Genomic DNA, 14,261 nt, shown 5'->3' on the forward strand with positions numbered 1-14,261 from the left:
GATAATTCAATCAGCTTCGCGCTTCCGTTCATCCCTCCCCAGCCATTGCCGGGAGGGGATCGCACCGGTTGCGCGCCTTCAGCTTAGAGGACGAGACAATGTTTTCATGGTATCGGCAGGTGACTGCCAAGGAACGCAAGACCTTCTGGGCCTGCTTCAGCGGATGGGCGCTGGATGCGCTGGACGTGCAGATGTTCAGCCTGGCCATTCCGGCGCTGATCGCGGCCTTTTCCCTCAGCAAGGCCGATGCCGGCCTGATCAGCGGCGCCACGCTGGTGGCCTCGGCCATCGGCGGCTGGTTTGCCGGCGCGATGTCGGACCGCTACGGCCGCGTCAAGACGCTGCAGATCACCATCATCTGGTTCTCGCTGTTCACCTTCCTGAGCGCCTTTGCCCAGAGCTATCCGCAACTGCTGGTGTTGAAGGCCTTGCAAGGTTTTGGTTTCGGCGGCGAATGGGCGGCCGGTGCCGTGCTGATGGCCGAGACCATCCGCGCCGAACATCGCGGCAAGGCCATGGGCACGGTGCAAAGCGCCTGGGCCGTGGGCTGGGGCGGCGCGGTGTTGCTGTTCTCGGTGCTGTTCTCGCTGCTGCCGCAGGAAATGGCCTGGCGCGTGATGTTCGTCATCGGCCTGCTGCCGGCACTGCTGGTGGTATACGTGCGCCGTTCGGTGCCGGAAACCGATGCCTTCCTGGCCGGCCGTAAGGCCGCTGCCGGCAAGCCTGCAGCCAGCACCCTGCTGGGCATCTTCCGCCCCGACGTGCTGCGCCTGACCATTATCGGCAGCCTGCTGGGGGTGGGCGCCCATGGTGGTTACTACGCGCTGATGACCTGGCTGCCGACCTACCTCAAGACCGAGAAGCACCTGTCGGTGCTCTCCACCGGGGGCTATCTGGCGGTCATCATCGTCGCCTTCTGGTGTGGTTGCATCGCCAGTTCGCAATTGCTCGACCGCATCGGTCGCCGTCGTACCGTGGCTTCGTTTGCCATCTGCTGCGTGCTGACCGTGCTGTGCTACATCTTCCTGCCGCTGACCGACACGCAGATGCTGGTCTGCGGTTTCCCGTTGGGCTTCTTTGCAGCCGGTATTCCGGCCAGCCTGGGTGCGCTGTTCAACGAACTGTATCCGAGCGGCATCCGCGGCACCGGGGTCGGTTTCTGCTACAACTTCGGTCGCGTGGCCTCGGCCGGCTTCCCGGTGCTGGTGGGTCACATGAGTGACTCGATGCCGCTGGGCCAGGCCATCGGCATCGATGCCGCCATCGCCTATTCGCTGGTGGTGGTGGCCGTGCTGATGCTCCCTGAAACCAAGGGCCGCAGCATGGAAACGGCAGCATGAGCAAAGCGGCCAGCACCACCGGCCTGCGCATCGACACCCACGCGCACGTGTTTGCGCGTGGCCTGCCGATGGCTGATGGCCGTCGCTACACCCCGGCCTACGACATCACCGTGGACGAATACCTGGCCCGGCTGGATGCCCTGGGCATGAGTCACGGCGTGCTGGTGCAGCCGAGTTTCCTGGGCAGCGACAACAGCTACATGCTGCAGGCCATCGCCCGCGCACCGGATCGTCTGCGCGGCATCGCCATGGTCGAGCCCGATATCGGCGAGCAAGCCCTGCTGGCCTTGCAGCAAGGGGGCGTGGTCGGCGTGCGTTTCAACCTGGTGGGAGGCGCACCGCTGCCGGATTTCAAAGGCGCCTGGCGCGACACCCTGCGGCATATCGCGCAACTGGGCTGGCAGGTCGAGATCCATCGCGAGGCGGTGGACCTGCCGCAGGTGCTGGAGCCCTTGCTGGAACTGGGCATGAAGGTCGTGGTGGATCATTTCGGCCGGGTCGATCCGGCCCTGGGCGTGGACGATCCAGGTTTCCGGTACCTGCTCTCCACCGGTGCTTCGCGCCTGGTGTGGGTGAAGCTGTCGGCGCAATACCGCAATGGCGGCAGTGAGGGTGGTGCGCATTTTGCGCGTCAGGCCTGGCCGCTGTTGCGCCAGCATCTGGGGCCCGAGCGCCTGCTCTGGGGCAGCGACTGGCCGCATACCCAGCACGAGAGCATGACCGACTATGCCGACAGCTGGCGGCGATTCGAGGATCTGGTGAGCGATGAGCAGGACCGTCGTTTCATCACCGGCAAGACAGCGGCGCAGTTGTTCGACTTCGCCTGAGTCTGCCGACATGGAGGGCCGGCCGCTCGGGCGGCCCCTCCAGGACCCAGTCCGTGACACGGGCTGGGTCCTTTTGTTTTGCGCAAGAGGAAATATCGAAAAGCCAATCTTCTCAGGCCTTCGGATTTTCTCCGTGACCGATTGGTGGGGTTGGACAGGAAAGGGATATCTCAATGAAATGGTTCATGGACAGGAAGATCGCAACCAAGCTGTTGCTCTCCTTCGTCACGGTGCTGGGGCTGATGACAGCGCTTGGCATCTTCTCGCTGTATCAGATGGACAAGGTCAATGACACGGCTACCGAAATCGCCCACAAGTGGGAACCCAGCATACGCATCAGCCTGATGCTGGAACGCACGCTGGTGCGGGTACGCTCCACCGAGTTCCAGCACATCCTGGGCAATCAGGAAACCATGGCGACGCTGGAAAAGGCACTGGCCGACCGCTACAAGGAATTCAGCAGCCTGGAAGAGCAATACCGCAAGCTCGACCTCACCCCGGAGCAGGCCAGCACATTCGACCAGCTCAGCAAGACCCTGGCCACCTATCTCGTCGAGCACAAGAAGATCATCGCGCTGTCCCACGACAATCACAAGGAAGAGGCGCTGGCTCTGACCAAGGGTGACTCGCTGAAGGCCTATCGCGCCATCGAAAAGCAGTTCTCGACCCTGCGCCTGGCCAACATCGAGCAAAAGGAAGCCGCCAACACAGAGGCCGACCGCGTCTACAACACATCGCAGAACTGGATCATCGGCGTGCTGGCCGCCGGCATCCTGATCGGCCTGATACTGGCCGTGACCATCGCCCGGGTGGTGGCGGGACCCCTGGTCGAGGCCCTGCAACTGGCACGTCGCGTGGCCGACAATGACCTGACCGGTCAGGTCAAGGTGCACGGCCGTGACGAGACCGGCCAGCTGATGCTGGCGCTGAACCACATGACCGAGAGCCTGGGCACGATGGTGGGCGAGGTGCATCGCAGTATCGCCATCATCAATACCGCTTCCGGAGAAATCGCCAGCGGCAATGCCGACCTCTCATCGCGCACCGAATCACAGGCTTCCAGTCTGGAAGAGACCGCCTCGGCCATGGAAGAACTGACCTCCACCGTGCGCCAGAACGCCGACCACGCGCATCAGGCCAATGAGCTGGTGGCAACGTCCTCACGTCTGGCCAGCGAGGGTGGTGAGGTAGTCGACCGCGTCGTGCAGACCATGGGCGAGATTCGCCTGGGTTCCTCGCGCATCGCCGACATCATCGGCGTGATCGACGGCATCGCCTTCCAGACCAATATCCTGGCGCTCAATGCGGCCGTGGAAGCGGCCCGTGCCGGTGAACAGGGACGCGGTTTCGCGGTGGTGGCCACCGAGGTGCGCAGCCTGGCGCAGCGCTCGGCCGCGGCAGCGCGCGAGATCAAGGAATTGATCGAAGGATCGGTGCAGCAGGTAGCCACCGGTGCGGACCTGGTCGACCAGGCCGGCAAGACCATGCACGAGATCGTCGATTCGGTGGCCCGCGTGGCGACCCTGATGAACGAGATCGCGGTGGCCAGCCGGGAACAGAGTCGCGGCATCGACGAGATCAACCATGCTGTCACGCAGATGGATGAAGGCACCCAGCAGAATGCCGCGCTGGTGGAGGAGGCGGCTGCCGCGGCCCACTCCCTGCGCGACCAGACCGACCAGCTGGCCGGCCTGGTGGGACGTTTCCGCCTGCGCGACAGCCAGCGCGTGCTGCTGCCGGCATAGGCCGCGCGGCCGTCACGCTGCCATCCCGTCACGGCCCTGCCGGACGGGATTTTTTTCGCCTAGTTGATCCAGCTCAGTTGGGTCAGTTTCACGCGCTCGCCCAGGCGCGGCGCATTGACCAGGTGCCAGGCCGCATATTGCTCGGCATAGGGGGTGTCGGAGGCCATCAGGTCAACCGGCACCACCACGTCGAAGCCACGCAGCGCTGCGCTGGAGGCCGTATGCAGTACCGCCCCATGGGCTGCGGCACCGATGCAGATGACGGTCTTGATGCCCTTGTCACGCAAGGTCTTTTCCAGGTCGGTATTGAGGAACTTGTCGGGGCCGGACTTGAACAGCGGCTCGCCCGCCTGCATGGCCGCCTCGGGCCAGACATCGGCCGGTGTGCTGGCACCCCCCAGGGTGTGGATCACGGTGATCTTCTTCTCCCGCGCCAGCGCCAGCATCTTGGCTACCCGTGGCAGCATGGCCACGCAGCGCGGACGGGTATCGGGATGGCAGGTCTGGCGCGCCAGGTCCAGCACCAGCAGGGCGGTGGTGGAAGGGTCCACTGTGATGTGCGACAGTGCCGGCGCAGCCGGCGCCTTGACCGAGGACCAGTCGTCATAGACGCCCTGGGCCGAGGCCGGCGACAGGGCGGCCATGCAGGCCGACAGACCGATGAGCGCGGCGCAGAGGCGATGGGGGAGGGTACGCATGGTGTTCCTTTCGATAGGGGGAGGTCGCTGGAAAATCTGCACCGGACGCGGGTGCCTGCTATGCAATGTTATCCTCGCGGCCTGGAAACAAATTATCGCTGAGCTTGTCCTATCGCGCAGACTGCGTGTGTGAAACGTGAAGGATGTGACAGGCCACCATGGCGGCACCGGCGCTCCCCTGCACCGGTGGCCGGCGCAGGGGAGCGCCGGTGCCGCAATCCATTTCCCGATGACAGCCATATTGCCGACTGGGCGGCGGAAAGACAGCATTGAACAAACTGCTCAAACGACTGTTGCTGGGCCTGGCCGGCCTGGCGGTGTTCTGGGCGCTGGGTCGCATCAGCGCCAACGAGCTGGCCAAGAGCAGCGTGCTCATGGCCACGGCCTTGCCGGGGATCGCCGGCCTGTTCCTGGCGATCCCCGTTTTGCGGCGTCGGCCCGGCTGGTTCTCGGCGGCAAGCCTGGGCATCATCGGCCTGTTCTTGCTGGATGCCGCCATCAAGGGCTTCCTGCGCGACTACTTCGGGCTGCGCCCCAATCCGGTACTGGTGCTGCAGGCCATCTTCAATACCAACCCCGCCGAGAGCAGCGAGTTCTTCCGCCACAACGGGCGTGACGTGGCCGAGGCAGCCGGCCTGCTGTGGCTGACGTGGGGTGCTGTCTGGCTGGCCGAGCGCCGCCTGCGCCGCAGCGAGGCGGGCCAGCCGGCCCCGGTCTGGCGCTGGCGGGGTGTGGCGGGGGTCGGCAGTCTGCTGGCGATCTTCATTGCGCTGCATTTCAACCCGACCATGGCCAAGGAAAATCCCTTGCTGTTCTGGCCCATCCGCTATCTGGATTACCGCGACCAGATGGCCCAGGCCGCCAGCATGGAAGAGAACGTGGCGCGCAACATGGCGCAAAAGTCGGAGTGGCAGGTGCGTTACCACGGTCCCGAACGCAACACCGTGGTGTGGGTGATCGGCGAGAGCCTCAACCGCGCCAACATGTCGCTGTATGGCTATGAGCGTGCGACCTCGCCCACGCTGGAGGCCATGCGCAAGGACCTGATCGTGTTCCGTGACGTGGTCTCCTCGGAGCCTGCCACCATGGCCTCGCTGATGAAGATGCTGACCCCGGCCGACCTGAACGACCCGCAGGCCTGGAACCGCAAGCCGGACGTGCTGATGCTGGCGCGCGAGGCCGGCTTCCGCATCCACTGGCTATCCAATCAGCCACCCAATGACGGCTGGCTGGGGCTGGTCTCGCGCCGCGCCGATCATCAGGTCTTCATCAACAAGGGGGCCGGGCGCGGGGAAAACAATTTCGACGGCAACCTCTTGCCGGCCCTGGAAGCCGCCTTGCAGGACCCGGCCCCGAAGAAGCTGATCGTGGTGCACCTGCTGGGAGCCCATCCCACCTATGACATGCGCTATCCCAGCCAGTACGCCCGCTTCGACAGCCTGCGCGACAGCGTGGCCGAACGGCTGGAGAACGCCGACCGCTCGGCCTGGATAAGGCAATTGCGCAACGAATACGACAACGCCATCGCCTACAACGACTACGTGGTCGGCAGCATGCTCAGGCTGACCATGAACGATGCCCGCGAAGACAATGCCAGCCTGCTCTTCAGCTCCGACCATGCGCAGGAGGTCGGGCACACCCGCAACCACGCCGGCCAGTCGGTGGCCGATGCCACCGGCTATGAGATCCCGATGCTGGCGTGGACCCGCTCCTTCACCGGCAAGAGTGCGGAAGAAAAAGCCCAGCTCGAATACCGTCCCTACCAGACCGACCAGATGGAACACACGGTATTAGGCCTGCTGGGTGTGGATTCGGTCTATTACGACGCCCGCCACGACATCCTCAGCGAGCGCTTCGTCAGTGCCCACTTCCACCAGTTGCGGCGCATCAACGGCCAGCCCTACCAGCCACGCACGCTGCGTTACAACGAAGCCGCTGCGCAGGGGCAATGACGCAGCGACGTCAGGCGCCGTCCGGGATTTCCGGGTCGACCAGTTGCGCCAGCAGCTGCAATGATTCCTGCCAGCCTGCGTAGCAGAATTCCAGCGGGATCGACGGCGGTATGCCCTGTTGCACCACCGTCAGTTCGCTGCCCACCAGGTTGGCGGCGATGCTGATGGTGACCTTCATCTCGCCCGGCAGATTGGGATCGTCGAACTTGTCGGTGTAGACGATGCGCTCATGCGGTACCAGCTCCACATAGGTACCGCCGAAGGCGTGCGACTGCCCGGTGCTGAAATTGGTGAACGACATCTTGTGCGAGCCACCGACCCGTGCATCCATGTGATGCACCTTGCCGGTGAAGCCATGGGGCGGCAGCCATTTCACCATGGCATCGGGATCCAGAAAGGCGCGATAGACGCGCTCCGGCTTGGCCCGCAGGACGCGGAAGATCTTGACGGTATGGGGCTGGCTCATGCGGGTCTCCTCGGGCTGGCGGATGGATGGTGACGGGCTGCGGGCGGCAACGGGGCCGGCGCATGCCAGCCTCCGCCGCTCCGGTGATGCTGTCAAGCGCAACAGTGCCGCGTCTGTTTCAGGCCGGGCAATGGCAGACGACTTCGATGTTGTGTCCGTCCGGATCGAGGACAAAGGCGCCGTAGTAATTCGGATGGTAATGGGCGCGAATGCCCGGGCCGCCGTTGTCGCGCCCGCCCTGGGCCAGTGCTGCCGGATGCCGATCTTAGGCGGCGCCGTGCGGCGGGTCAATCCAGCCCGCCTTGATCCGGATCGGTCTGCCGGACCTGATCAATGCTGACCGCGACGTCTATCAGACACCCGCCGGCAAGTTCTCGTATCATGCTGCTTTATTCCGCACATCCGCCCATGTCCACCTCCCCGGAAATTGTCTTTCCCCGCCACGTCGTCGTCATCGGCACTGGTGCCGTGGGGCTCATGAGCGCCATCCATGCGCTGGACGAGGGCCTGCAGGTCAGCCTGCTGGACTTCAACGAGGCCGGTAGCGAAGAAGCCTCCAGCTACGGCAATGCCGGCTGGCTGTCCTCGCATTCGGTGATTCCCCCGGTGGAGCCGGGCATGTGGAAAAAAGTGCCGGGCTACCTGAAGGACCCGCTGGGCCCGCTATCGATCCGCTGGCGCTACCTGCCCCGTCTGACGCCCTGGCTGCTGCGCAACCTGGCCAGCGCCCGGCGTGATCGCATCCGCTCCACCGCCCGCGCCCTGCGCACGCTGGTGGCCGATGCCCGCAACCTGCACCTGGAGGTGGCGCGCCGTGCCGGCGTGGCCCACCTGATCGATACCTCGGGCGTCTTGCACGTCTATCGCTCGCGCCGGCATTTCGACAACGACGCCTTCGGCTGGGGCGTGCGGCGCGAACTGGGCATCACCTGGCAGGAGCTGGAAGGCGAGAGCCTGCGTCGCCGCGAGCCCGATCTCGATCCGGCCTTCGCTTTCGCAGTCCATGTGGACGAGGCTGGTCACTGCAAGAATCCTGGCGCCTACATGCAGGCGCTGCAAGCCTATGTGCTGGCCCGCGGCGCCACCCGCATCAGCGGCCGCGCCAGCGGCTTCCGGGTCGAACAGGGGCGCCTGAAGGCGGTACTGACCGAACAGGGCGAGATCGCCTGCGATGCCGCCGTGATCGCTGCCGGCGCGCGCTCCAAGGCCCTGGCCGCCCAGGCCGGTGACCGCGTGCAACTGGAGAGCGAGCGGGGTTACCACGCCGTGATCCGTGGCCAGCAACTGCAGGCCACCGCACGCACGCCGATGATGGTGTCTGAATTCAAGGTCATCGCCACCCAGATGGAGACGGGGCTGCGCATCGCCGGCCAGGTGGAATTCGCTTCCTTCGAAGCTGCGCCGGACTGGCGCCGCGGCGAGATCATGCGCGACATCGCCCTCAAGCTCTTCCCCGGCCTGCCCCGCACGCTGGCCCCGGAGGATGTGCAATTCTGGCTGGGCCGGCGTCCCAGCACGCCCGATGGCATGCCCTGCATCGGCCACGCCCGTGCCAGCCACGACATCATCCATGCCTATGGTCACGGCCATATCGGACTGGGCTGCTCGGCCCGCACCGGTCGCATCGTCGCCCAGTTGCTGACCGGGCAAGCCCCCGAGATCGACCTGTCACCCTTCAGCGCGCAGCGCTTCTGAGGGCGTCACCGCGATCAGAAGGCGATCTCGGCCACCGGCTTGATGGTGGTGCGTACGCCATAGGCCCCCAGGTTGGACAGCGTGGCGTGGTGATGCGCCACCACGTCGGCCACCGACAGCACGCCATTGGGCGCGGTGGTATGGCCATCGGCCGCCAGCGTCACCGGAAAGCCCAGCGCCAGCGCGCGCCGCACCGTGGATTCCACGCAGAATTCGGTCTGCATGCCGCACACCACCAGTTGCGTCACACCCAGCGAGCGCAGCAGCGCTTCCAGCCCGGTGTGATGGAAGGCATCCGAACCACGCTTGCGCACGTCCAAATCCGTCGCATGCCGTTGCAGGCCCGACGCCAGTTGCCAACCGGGACTGCCCTGCAGCAACGCACCCTGGTCCTCGTGCTGCACGAAGATCACCGGCATCCCGGCGGCACGCGCCTTCTGCGACAGGAGGTTGATGTTGGCGATGGTGAGCTCGCCGTTGACGACGGCGTCGGGACCGGTGCACAGGGCGTGCTGGACATCGATGATGAGCAGGGCGGTAGTCATGGTGTGGCTGCCTTGGGGTGGGGGAAGTGCGCTAGGGTAACAGAGCAGGCAGAGCAGGCTGCGTCAATGTTTCCCGATATTGCCAGCCTGACACTGCGTCAATTTGTCCCATTACATCGGCCGTCGGCCTTGGCTAGAATGCTGGTTGTTAGCTTTCTTTACTCGTCCCACTTCCTTATTTCCCAGCTCATCCATGACCGCCCTCTTTGACCGCGTCGAAGACGTCTTGCGCAAAGCCTCCGGACTGCACATCGTGCTGGCCCTGTTGCTGGTGTGCGGCCTGTTGTGCTGGGCGGTGTGGGTATGGGCCACCGGCGAAGGGCGTACCCCCTTCGGCATGCTGGACTTCTGCATCACTCCGCCGGCCAGGTAAGCGGCCTGCCGTCTTCCCGGGTCGCATCTCTTTCCTGTCGCGCGCCTGCCCCCCTGCTGCAACTTGCTCGCGAAGCGCCCTACAATGGCCGCTTTGCCCAATTTCCCTGGTCGCATGCCCAGTCCGCCTTCTCCTTCTCCCAGTGCCTTCCATCCGCGCCTGACCCTGCAGTCCCTCACCCGTGGCGAGGGGCTGCTGGGCATGCGCGCCCATGGCCTGTTCGGGCCACGTGGCGCCCTGGTCACGGTGGCGCAGATCGACTGGGTCTATGGCGACGGGGCGCAGCGCTGGAGCACGCCGGCGCCGACAGGTCACGCCGAGGACGAAGCCGGCTACACGCCGGCCCACATCGTGCGCGATCCCCAGGCCGAAGCATTGGCGCTGGAGACCATCCGCGACATGGGCTTCTTGCCTCTGCGCGAAGATGCCCTGCAATGGCGCGCCAGCAATCCCCTGCATGACGCCGGCCCGCTCTGGACGCTGGTGCAGGAAGAATTCTTCGGCGACTTCTGGGCCGACCAGGCGCCGCGCCTGCAACAGATGGGCTGGGTCTTGCGCCTGCGCCCCGGCTTCGCCCACGAGAGCGTGCCGGTAAGCGCCTGGCGCATCATCGTCAGCCCCGACACCGGTGAAGTCGTCAGCCGCGAAGTGGCTGCGCCCCTGTTGCCCCGTGCCTTTTCCAGCGAAGTCTTCGATGGCCTGGATCCGACCGGCCGCTGGTTGCTGTCCATCGGCATCGATGTCGATGGGCAATCCATGGACGTGGCGCCGATGGTGGCCGACCTGCTGCGGCGCGACCCGCGCTGGGCCGATGCGCAACAGGTCGAGCGCATGGACCCGCATGCGGTGATTTCCCTGCGCGCCCCCGGCGGGCGTCGCATCGATGCCATGGCCGGTCCGCTCAAGGCGGTGGTGCTGGCCTTGCTCGATCTGCTGATCGACCTCAAGCGCCAGGACGGTCCGCTGCGCCTGACCCCCTGGGATGCGCACCGCCTCGACAGCCTGCATGGCGCGCTGCGGGCCCTCGATGGCGGCCAGCCCTGGCATATGAGCGGCGCGACCGGCGTGCTGCAACTGGCGCAGCGCCTGCGCGCCGCCGGCAGCGTCGTACCGGTGGCGGCACCCGATGGACTGGGTCTGCGCCTGCGCGGCTACCAGCTGCAGGGTGTGGCCTGGATGCAATACCTGCGTGAGCACGGCCTGGCCGGCATCCTGGCCGATGACATGGGCCTGGGCAAGACCGCCCAGGTGCTGGCCCACCTGCTGATCGAGCAGCAGGCCGCTCGCCTGGACCTGCCGGCGCTGGTAGTGGTACCGACCTCGTTGTTGTTCAACTGGCAGCAGGAGGCGCAGCGCATTGCGCCGGCACTGCGCGTGGTGGTGCTGCACGGGGACGACCGCGCCCGCCACGTCGCCACGATTGCCGCCGGCCAGGCCGACCTGGTGCTGACCACCTATCCCTTGCTGTGGCGCGACCTGGATGCGCTGCTGTCCTTGCGTTTTCACCTGTTGGTGCTGGACGAGGCCCAGACCGTCAAGAATGCCGGCGCCCGCAGCGCCGCCGCCGCGCGCCGACTGCATGCCCGCCATCGTCTCTGCATGACCGGCACACCGCTGGAAAACCATCTGGGTGAGCTGTGGAGCCAGTTCCATTTCCTGATGCCGGGCTTTCTCGGCGACGCGCGCAGCTTTGCGCGGCTGTGGCGCAAGCCTATCGAACAGCAGGGCCAGACCGTACGCGCGCGACTGCTGGCGCAGCGGGTGCGCCCCTTCATCCTGCGCCGGCGCAAAGAAGACGTGCTGCAGGAATTGCCGGCCCGCATCGAGATCGTGGAGCGCCTGCAACTGCAGGGGCGCCAGCGTGAGCTCTACGAAAGCGTGCGCGTGGCCGCCGACAAGCAGGTGCGGCGCGCCCTGGAACGGCGCGGGCTGGGCAGTGTGCAGGTCAGCGTGATGGATGCGCTGTTGAAGCTGCGCCAGGTCTGCTGCGACCCCTACCTGCTCAAGCAGGGACGCATGCCCCAGGGGCTGGAGCGCGCCAAGATCGAGTGGTTGCGCGATACCCTGCCGGCACTGGTGGCCGAGGGGCGCCGCATCCTGGTGTTCTCGCAGTTCACCAGCATGCTGCGGCTCATCGACAGCGAGCTGCAGGGCTTGCAGCTGCCCTGCCTGATGCTGACCGGCGACACCGAACCGGCCGCCCGTGGTGCCGTGATTGAACGCTTCCAGGCACAACAGGTGCCGCTCCTGCTGGTGAGCCTGAAGGTCGGCGGCGTGGGCCTGAACCTGACCGCTGCCGATACCGTGGTGCTGGTCGATCCCTGGTGGAATCCGGCCGTGGAAGAGCAGGCCATCGCCCGCGCCCATCGACTGGGTCAGACGCGCCAGGTGTTCGTCTACAAGCTGGTCATCGAGGGCAGCATCGAAGAGCGCCTGCTGGAGCTGCAGGCGCGCAAGTCGGCCCTGGCCGAAGGCATGCTGGGGCGGGATGACACCACTACCATCAAGTTCGGCGAAGAAGAATTGCGGGCACTGCTGGCGCCGTTGGGGGCAGGCATCGCCGAGAAGGTCCTGGCCTAGCGGGGCGATCAGTCCTTCCACTCCGCCACGTCTTCCAGCGTGCGCCGTTCCGCATCCACCGCCCAGCGCAGCGCGCAGGCACCCGCCAGCAGGGCCAGGCATGCGCCCAGCGCATAACCCGCCGCTACCGCATGACGGTCGCCGCTGGCGATGAGCCAGCCCAGCAGCAGCGGCGCGATGAATCCCCCCACCCCGGTCCCGATGGCATAGAAGATCGAAATGGCCATGGCCCGCATGCGCAGCGGGAATACCTCGCTGGCCGTGAGATAGGCCGAACTGGCCGCCGCCGATGCCACGAAGAACACCGCGCTCCAGCACAGCGCCAGCCCGAGCGCATCGAGCAGGCCGGCCTGGAAGGCCCAGGCGGTGGCCGCCAGTCCGGCGCCGGAGAGCAGGTAGGTGGCGGCGATCATGCGACGCCGGCCGATGCTGTCGAACAGATGGCCCAGTACCAGCGGCCCCAGCACATTGCCCAGCGCGAAGGGGAAGATGTAGAGCGCCACGCGGTGGTCCGGCACCTGGAAGAAGCGCGTCAACACCAACGCATAGGTGAAGAAGATGGCGTTGTAGACAAAAGCCTGGGCCACCATCATCAGCGCCACCATCAGGCTGCGCTGGCGATAGCGATGCAGCAGCACCTGCGCCATCTCGCGCCAGGGCAGCATGCCGGTACCAGTACTGGCAGCCGGCGAGGTATCGGCAGGCAGCGGCGCTGGCAATGGACCGTGTTCAGCCGCGACCTGTGTCTCGATCTCCCGCACCACCTGTTCGGCCTTCTCGTGATGCCCATGCATGAGCAGCCAGCGCGGACTTTCCGGCACATGCCGGCGCACCAGCAGGATGGCCACCGCCAATACCGCCCCCAGCAGGAAGCAGGCGCGCCAGCCCAGCGCCGCACCCAGTACGCGCGGGTCCAGGATCACCAGCGACAGGCCGGCGCCCAGTGCCGCGCCGATCCAGAAGCTGGCATTGATGATCAGGTTCACGCGGCCGCGCACCCGCGCCGGCACCAGTTCGTCGATGGCCGAGTTGATGGCCGCATATTCCCCGCCGATGCCCAGGCCGGTGACGAAGCGGCACAGGGCCAGGAACAGGAAGTCCTGCGCAAAGGCGGTCGCCAGCGTGGCGGCCATGTACAGCGCCAGGGTCAGCATGAACAGGCGCTTGCGCCCCAGGCGGTCGGTCAGGCGCCCGAACAGCAATGCCCCCAGCACCGTGCCGGCTATGTAGAGCGAGCCGGTCCAGCCGACCTGGGCTGCATCCAGCCCCAGCGTATCGGAGCGTTCGAGGACACTGCCCAGCGAGCCGACCAGGGTGACTTCCAGCCCGTCCAGAACCCAGGCCACGCCCAGCGCAATGACCACGCGCCAGTGCCAGCGCGACCATGGCAGGCGGTCCAGACGGGCGGGAATGGTCGTGCTGCCGACGTGGGCGAACGAGGGGGCGGACATGGGCGACTCCGGTGGGATGAGCCAACAGCAGAAGGCTGAACGGCAAGACGGCAGACCTTTCCGCTGGCGAGGCGGTTCCTGCGGATGAGCTTGGCCTGTGGCAGGACGGCGACTCAGTCATTTCCTGATGGGCATCGTCGAGTTACACGCCTAAGATCCGTCCATTCCCGATATTCACCCCCCACCCATCCAAACGAGGACCGGCCGCACATGGACTGGATCGACGCCATCATGCAGTACGCCATCTATGCCGCGCTTGCGCTGTGCATGGGCGGGCTGGTGGCGGCCATCGTGCTGTTCATCGCGCTGGAACGACGCTGGCAGGAACGCGTGGCCGAAGATGTCGAGGAGCTGGCCAGCCGCGTGCAGTCCGAGCATGCGCGCGACGGCCTGCCCCAGCATCCCTGGGAGGAATTGCGCAACCGCATCGGCGAGATGCAGATCGTGGCCGAGGAATCCGACCGTCCAATTCCCTACAAGAACGTGGCCTAAGCGCTGGGCTGCCTGCTTTCCTACAGCAGGGATGGCGCTTGTCTGCTTTGCGGTGGGTGGCTACCGCAGAGATACTCTCGCTCATTCCCGGCATGGG

The 14,261-nt window shown here is 65.9% G+C and carries 12 protein-coding genes and 1 pseudogene; 8 read left to right on the forward strand and 5 right to left on the reverse strand.

Translation table 11 applies throughout. From position 1 onward, the window contains the following. Window positions 1–98: 98 nt before the first annotated feature. The 3 genes from ACEOAC_RS02080 to ACEOAC_RS02090 all read left to right on the forward strand — a co-directional run bounded on the left by ACEOAC_RS02080 (window position 99) and on the right by ACEOAC_RS02090 (window position 3,912). Window positions 99–1,340 (forward strand): MFS transporter, encoded by a 1,242-nt coding sequence (locus ACEOAC_RS02080; protein WP_102662645.1) that lies wholly within the window; start codon window positions 99–101, stop codon window positions 1,338–1,340. Beyond that, window positions 1,337–2,167, forward strand: coding sequence for an amidohydrolase family protein (locus ACEOAC_RS02085; RefSeq protein ID WP_413444782.1), 831 nt, complete (start codon window positions 1,337–1,339; stop codon window positions 2,165–2,167). The genes ACEOAC_RS02080 and ACEOAC_RS02085 overlap by 4 nt, the downstream gene beginning before the upstream one ends. Before the next feature lie 173 nt (window positions 2,168–2,340). Then, window positions 2,341–3,912 carry a methyl-accepting chemotaxis protein gene (locus ACEOAC_RS02090; protein WP_413628661.1) on the forward strand — a complete coding sequence of 524 codons (1,572 nt, stop codon included), beginning with the start codon at window positions 2,341–2,343 and terminating at the stop codon, window positions 3,910–3,912. A gap of 59 nt (window positions 3,913–3,971) precedes the next feature. On the opposite strand, the gene ACEOAC_RS02095 is transcribed toward ACEOAC_RS02090, so the two are convergent. After that, window positions 3,972–4,610 carry a cysteine hydrolase family protein gene (locus tag ACEOAC_RS02095; RefSeq protein ID WP_413445883.1) on the reverse strand — a complete coding sequence of 213 codons (639 nt, stop codon included), beginning with the start codon at window positions 4,608–4,610 and terminating at the stop codon, window positions 3,972–3,974. A 269-nt stretch (window positions 4,611–4,879) separates the two neighbouring features. Here ACEOAC_RS02095 and ACEOAC_RS02100 point away from each other — a divergent pair, with 269 nt between their 5' ends. Next, window positions 4,880–6,562, forward strand: coding sequence for a phosphoethanolamine transferase (locus tag ACEOAC_RS02100; protein ID WP_006461195.1), 1,683 nt, complete (start codon window positions 4,880–4,882; stop codon window positions 6,560–6,562). A 10-nt stretch (window positions 6,563–6,572) separates the two neighbouring features. Here ACEOAC_RS02100 and ACEOAC_RS02105 read toward each other — a convergent pair whose 3' ends face one another. Then, window positions 6,573–7,028 (reverse strand): SRPBCC family protein, encoded by a 456-nt coding sequence (locus ACEOAC_RS02105; RefSeq protein WP_006461196.1) that lies wholly within the window; start codon window positions 7,026–7,028, stop codon window positions 6,573–6,575. A 118-nt stretch (window positions 7,029–7,146) separates the two neighbouring features. Beyond that, window positions 7,147–7,287 (reverse strand): annotated as a pseudogene (locus ACEOAC_RS02110) (VOC family protein); the annotation flags it as partial. A 149-nt stretch (window positions 7,288–7,436) separates the two neighbouring features. Here ACEOAC_RS02110 and ACEOAC_RS02115 point away from each other — a divergent pair. After that, complete coding sequence (locus ACEOAC_RS02115) at window positions 7,437–8,723, forward strand: NAD(P)/FAD-dependent oxidoreductase (protein WP_413628662.1); 1,287 nt, start codon at window positions 7,437–7,439, stop codon at window positions 8,721–8,723. 14 nt (window positions 8,724–8,737) lie between these two features. On the opposite strand, the gene ACEOAC_RS02120 is transcribed toward ACEOAC_RS02115, so the two are convergent. Further along, on the reverse strand, window positions 8,738–9,268 hold the full coding sequence (locus ACEOAC_RS02120) for a cysteine hydrolase family protein (RefSeq protein ID WP_413445365.1): 531 nt from the start codon (window positions 9,266–9,268) through the stop codon (window positions 8,738–8,740). Between the two features lie 193 nt (window positions 9,269–9,461). On the opposite strand from ACEOAC_RS02120, the gene ACEOAC_RS02125 reads away from it, so the two are divergent. Beyond that, window positions 9,462–9,641 carry a metallothio multi-domain protein gene (locus ACEOAC_RS02125; protein ID WP_102662652.1) on the forward strand — a complete coding sequence of 60 codons (180 nt, stop codon included), beginning with the start codon at window positions 9,462–9,464 and terminating at the stop codon, window positions 9,639–9,641. Window positions 9,642–9,725: 84 nt separating this feature from the next. Next, the gene (locus ACEOAC_RS02130; protein WP_413628663.1) at window positions 9,726–12,221 is read left to right on the forward strand and encodes a DEAD/DEAH box helicase; all 2,496 of its coding nucleotides are present in this window, start codon (window positions 9,726–9,728) and stop codon (window positions 12,219–12,221) included. 8 nt (window positions 12,222–12,229) lie between these two features. Here the strand turns inward: ACEOAC_RS02130 and ACEOAC_RS02135 are convergent, their stop codons facing one another. Continuing rightward, complete coding sequence (locus ACEOAC_RS02135; RefSeq protein WP_413628664.1) at window positions 12,230–13,672, reverse strand: MFS transporter; 1,443 nt, start codon at window positions 13,670–13,672, stop codon at window positions 12,230–12,232. 210 nt (window positions 13,673–13,882) lie between these two features. On the opposite strand from ACEOAC_RS02135, the gene ACEOAC_RS02140 reads away from it, so the two are divergent. After that, window positions 13,883–14,164 carry a hypothetical protein gene (locus tag ACEOAC_RS02140; protein ID WP_006461201.1) on the forward strand — a complete coding sequence of 94 codons (282 nt, stop codon included), beginning with the start codon at window positions 13,883–13,885 and terminating at the stop codon, window positions 14,162–14,164. Window positions 14,165–14,261 lie beyond the last annotated feature (97 nt).

Source organism: Herbaspirillum frisingense (genome assembly GCF_047325095.1).
In the GTDB taxonomy this organism is placed as follows: domain Bacteria; phylum Pseudomonadota; class Gammaproteobacteria; order Burkholderiales; family Burkholderiaceae_D; genus Herbaspirillum; species Herbaspirillum frisingense.

What these genes read in the sequence shown, in the direction of transcription:
- ACEOAC_RS02080 (WP_102662645.1), top strand. Translation starts at nt 99, where the DNA reads ATGTTTTCATGGTATCGGCAGGTGACTGCCAAGGAACGCAAGACCTTC.
- ACEOAC_RS02085 (WP_413444782.1), top strand. Translation starts at nt 1,337, where the DNA reads ATGAGCAAAGCGGCCAGCACCACCGGCCTGCGCATCGACACCCACGCG.
- ACEOAC_RS02090 (WP_413628661.1), top strand. Translation starts at nt 2,341, where the DNA reads ATGAAATGGTTCATGGACAGGAAGATCGCAACCAAGCTGTTGCTCTCC.
- ACEOAC_RS02095 (WP_413445883.1), bottom strand. Translation starts at nt 4,610, where the DNA reads ATGCGTACCCTCCCCCATCGCCTCTGCGCCGCGCTCATCGGTCTGTCG.
- ACEOAC_RS02105 (WP_006461196.1), bottom strand. Translation starts at nt 7,028, where the DNA reads ATGAGCCAGCCCCATACCGTCAAGATCTTCCGCGTCCTGCGGGCCAAG.
- ACEOAC_RS02115 (WP_413628662.1), top strand. Translation starts at nt 7,437, where the DNA reads ATGTCCACCTCCCCGGAAATTGTCTTTCCCCGCCACGTCGTCGTCATC.
- ACEOAC_RS02120 (WP_413445365.1), bottom strand. Translation starts at nt 9,268, where the DNA reads ATGACTACCGCCCTGCTCATCATCGATGTCCAGCACGCCCTGTGCACC.
- ACEOAC_RS02125 (WP_102662652.1), top strand. Translation starts at nt 9,462, where the DNA reads ATGACCGCCCTCTTTGACCGCGTCGAAGACGTCTTGCGCAAAGCCTCC.
- ACEOAC_RS02130 (WP_413628663.1), top strand. Translation starts at nt 9,726, where the DNA reads ATGGCCGCTTTGCCCAATTTCCCTGGTCGCATGCCCAGTCCGCCTTCT.
- ACEOAC_RS02135 (WP_413628664.1), bottom strand. Translation starts at nt 13,672, where the DNA reads ATGTCCGCCCCCTCGTTCGCCCACGTCGGCAGCACGACCATTCCCGCC.
- ACEOAC_RS02140 (WP_006461201.1), top strand. Translation starts at nt 13,883, where the DNA reads ATGGACTGGATCGACGCCATCATGCAGTACGCCATCTATGCCGCGCTT.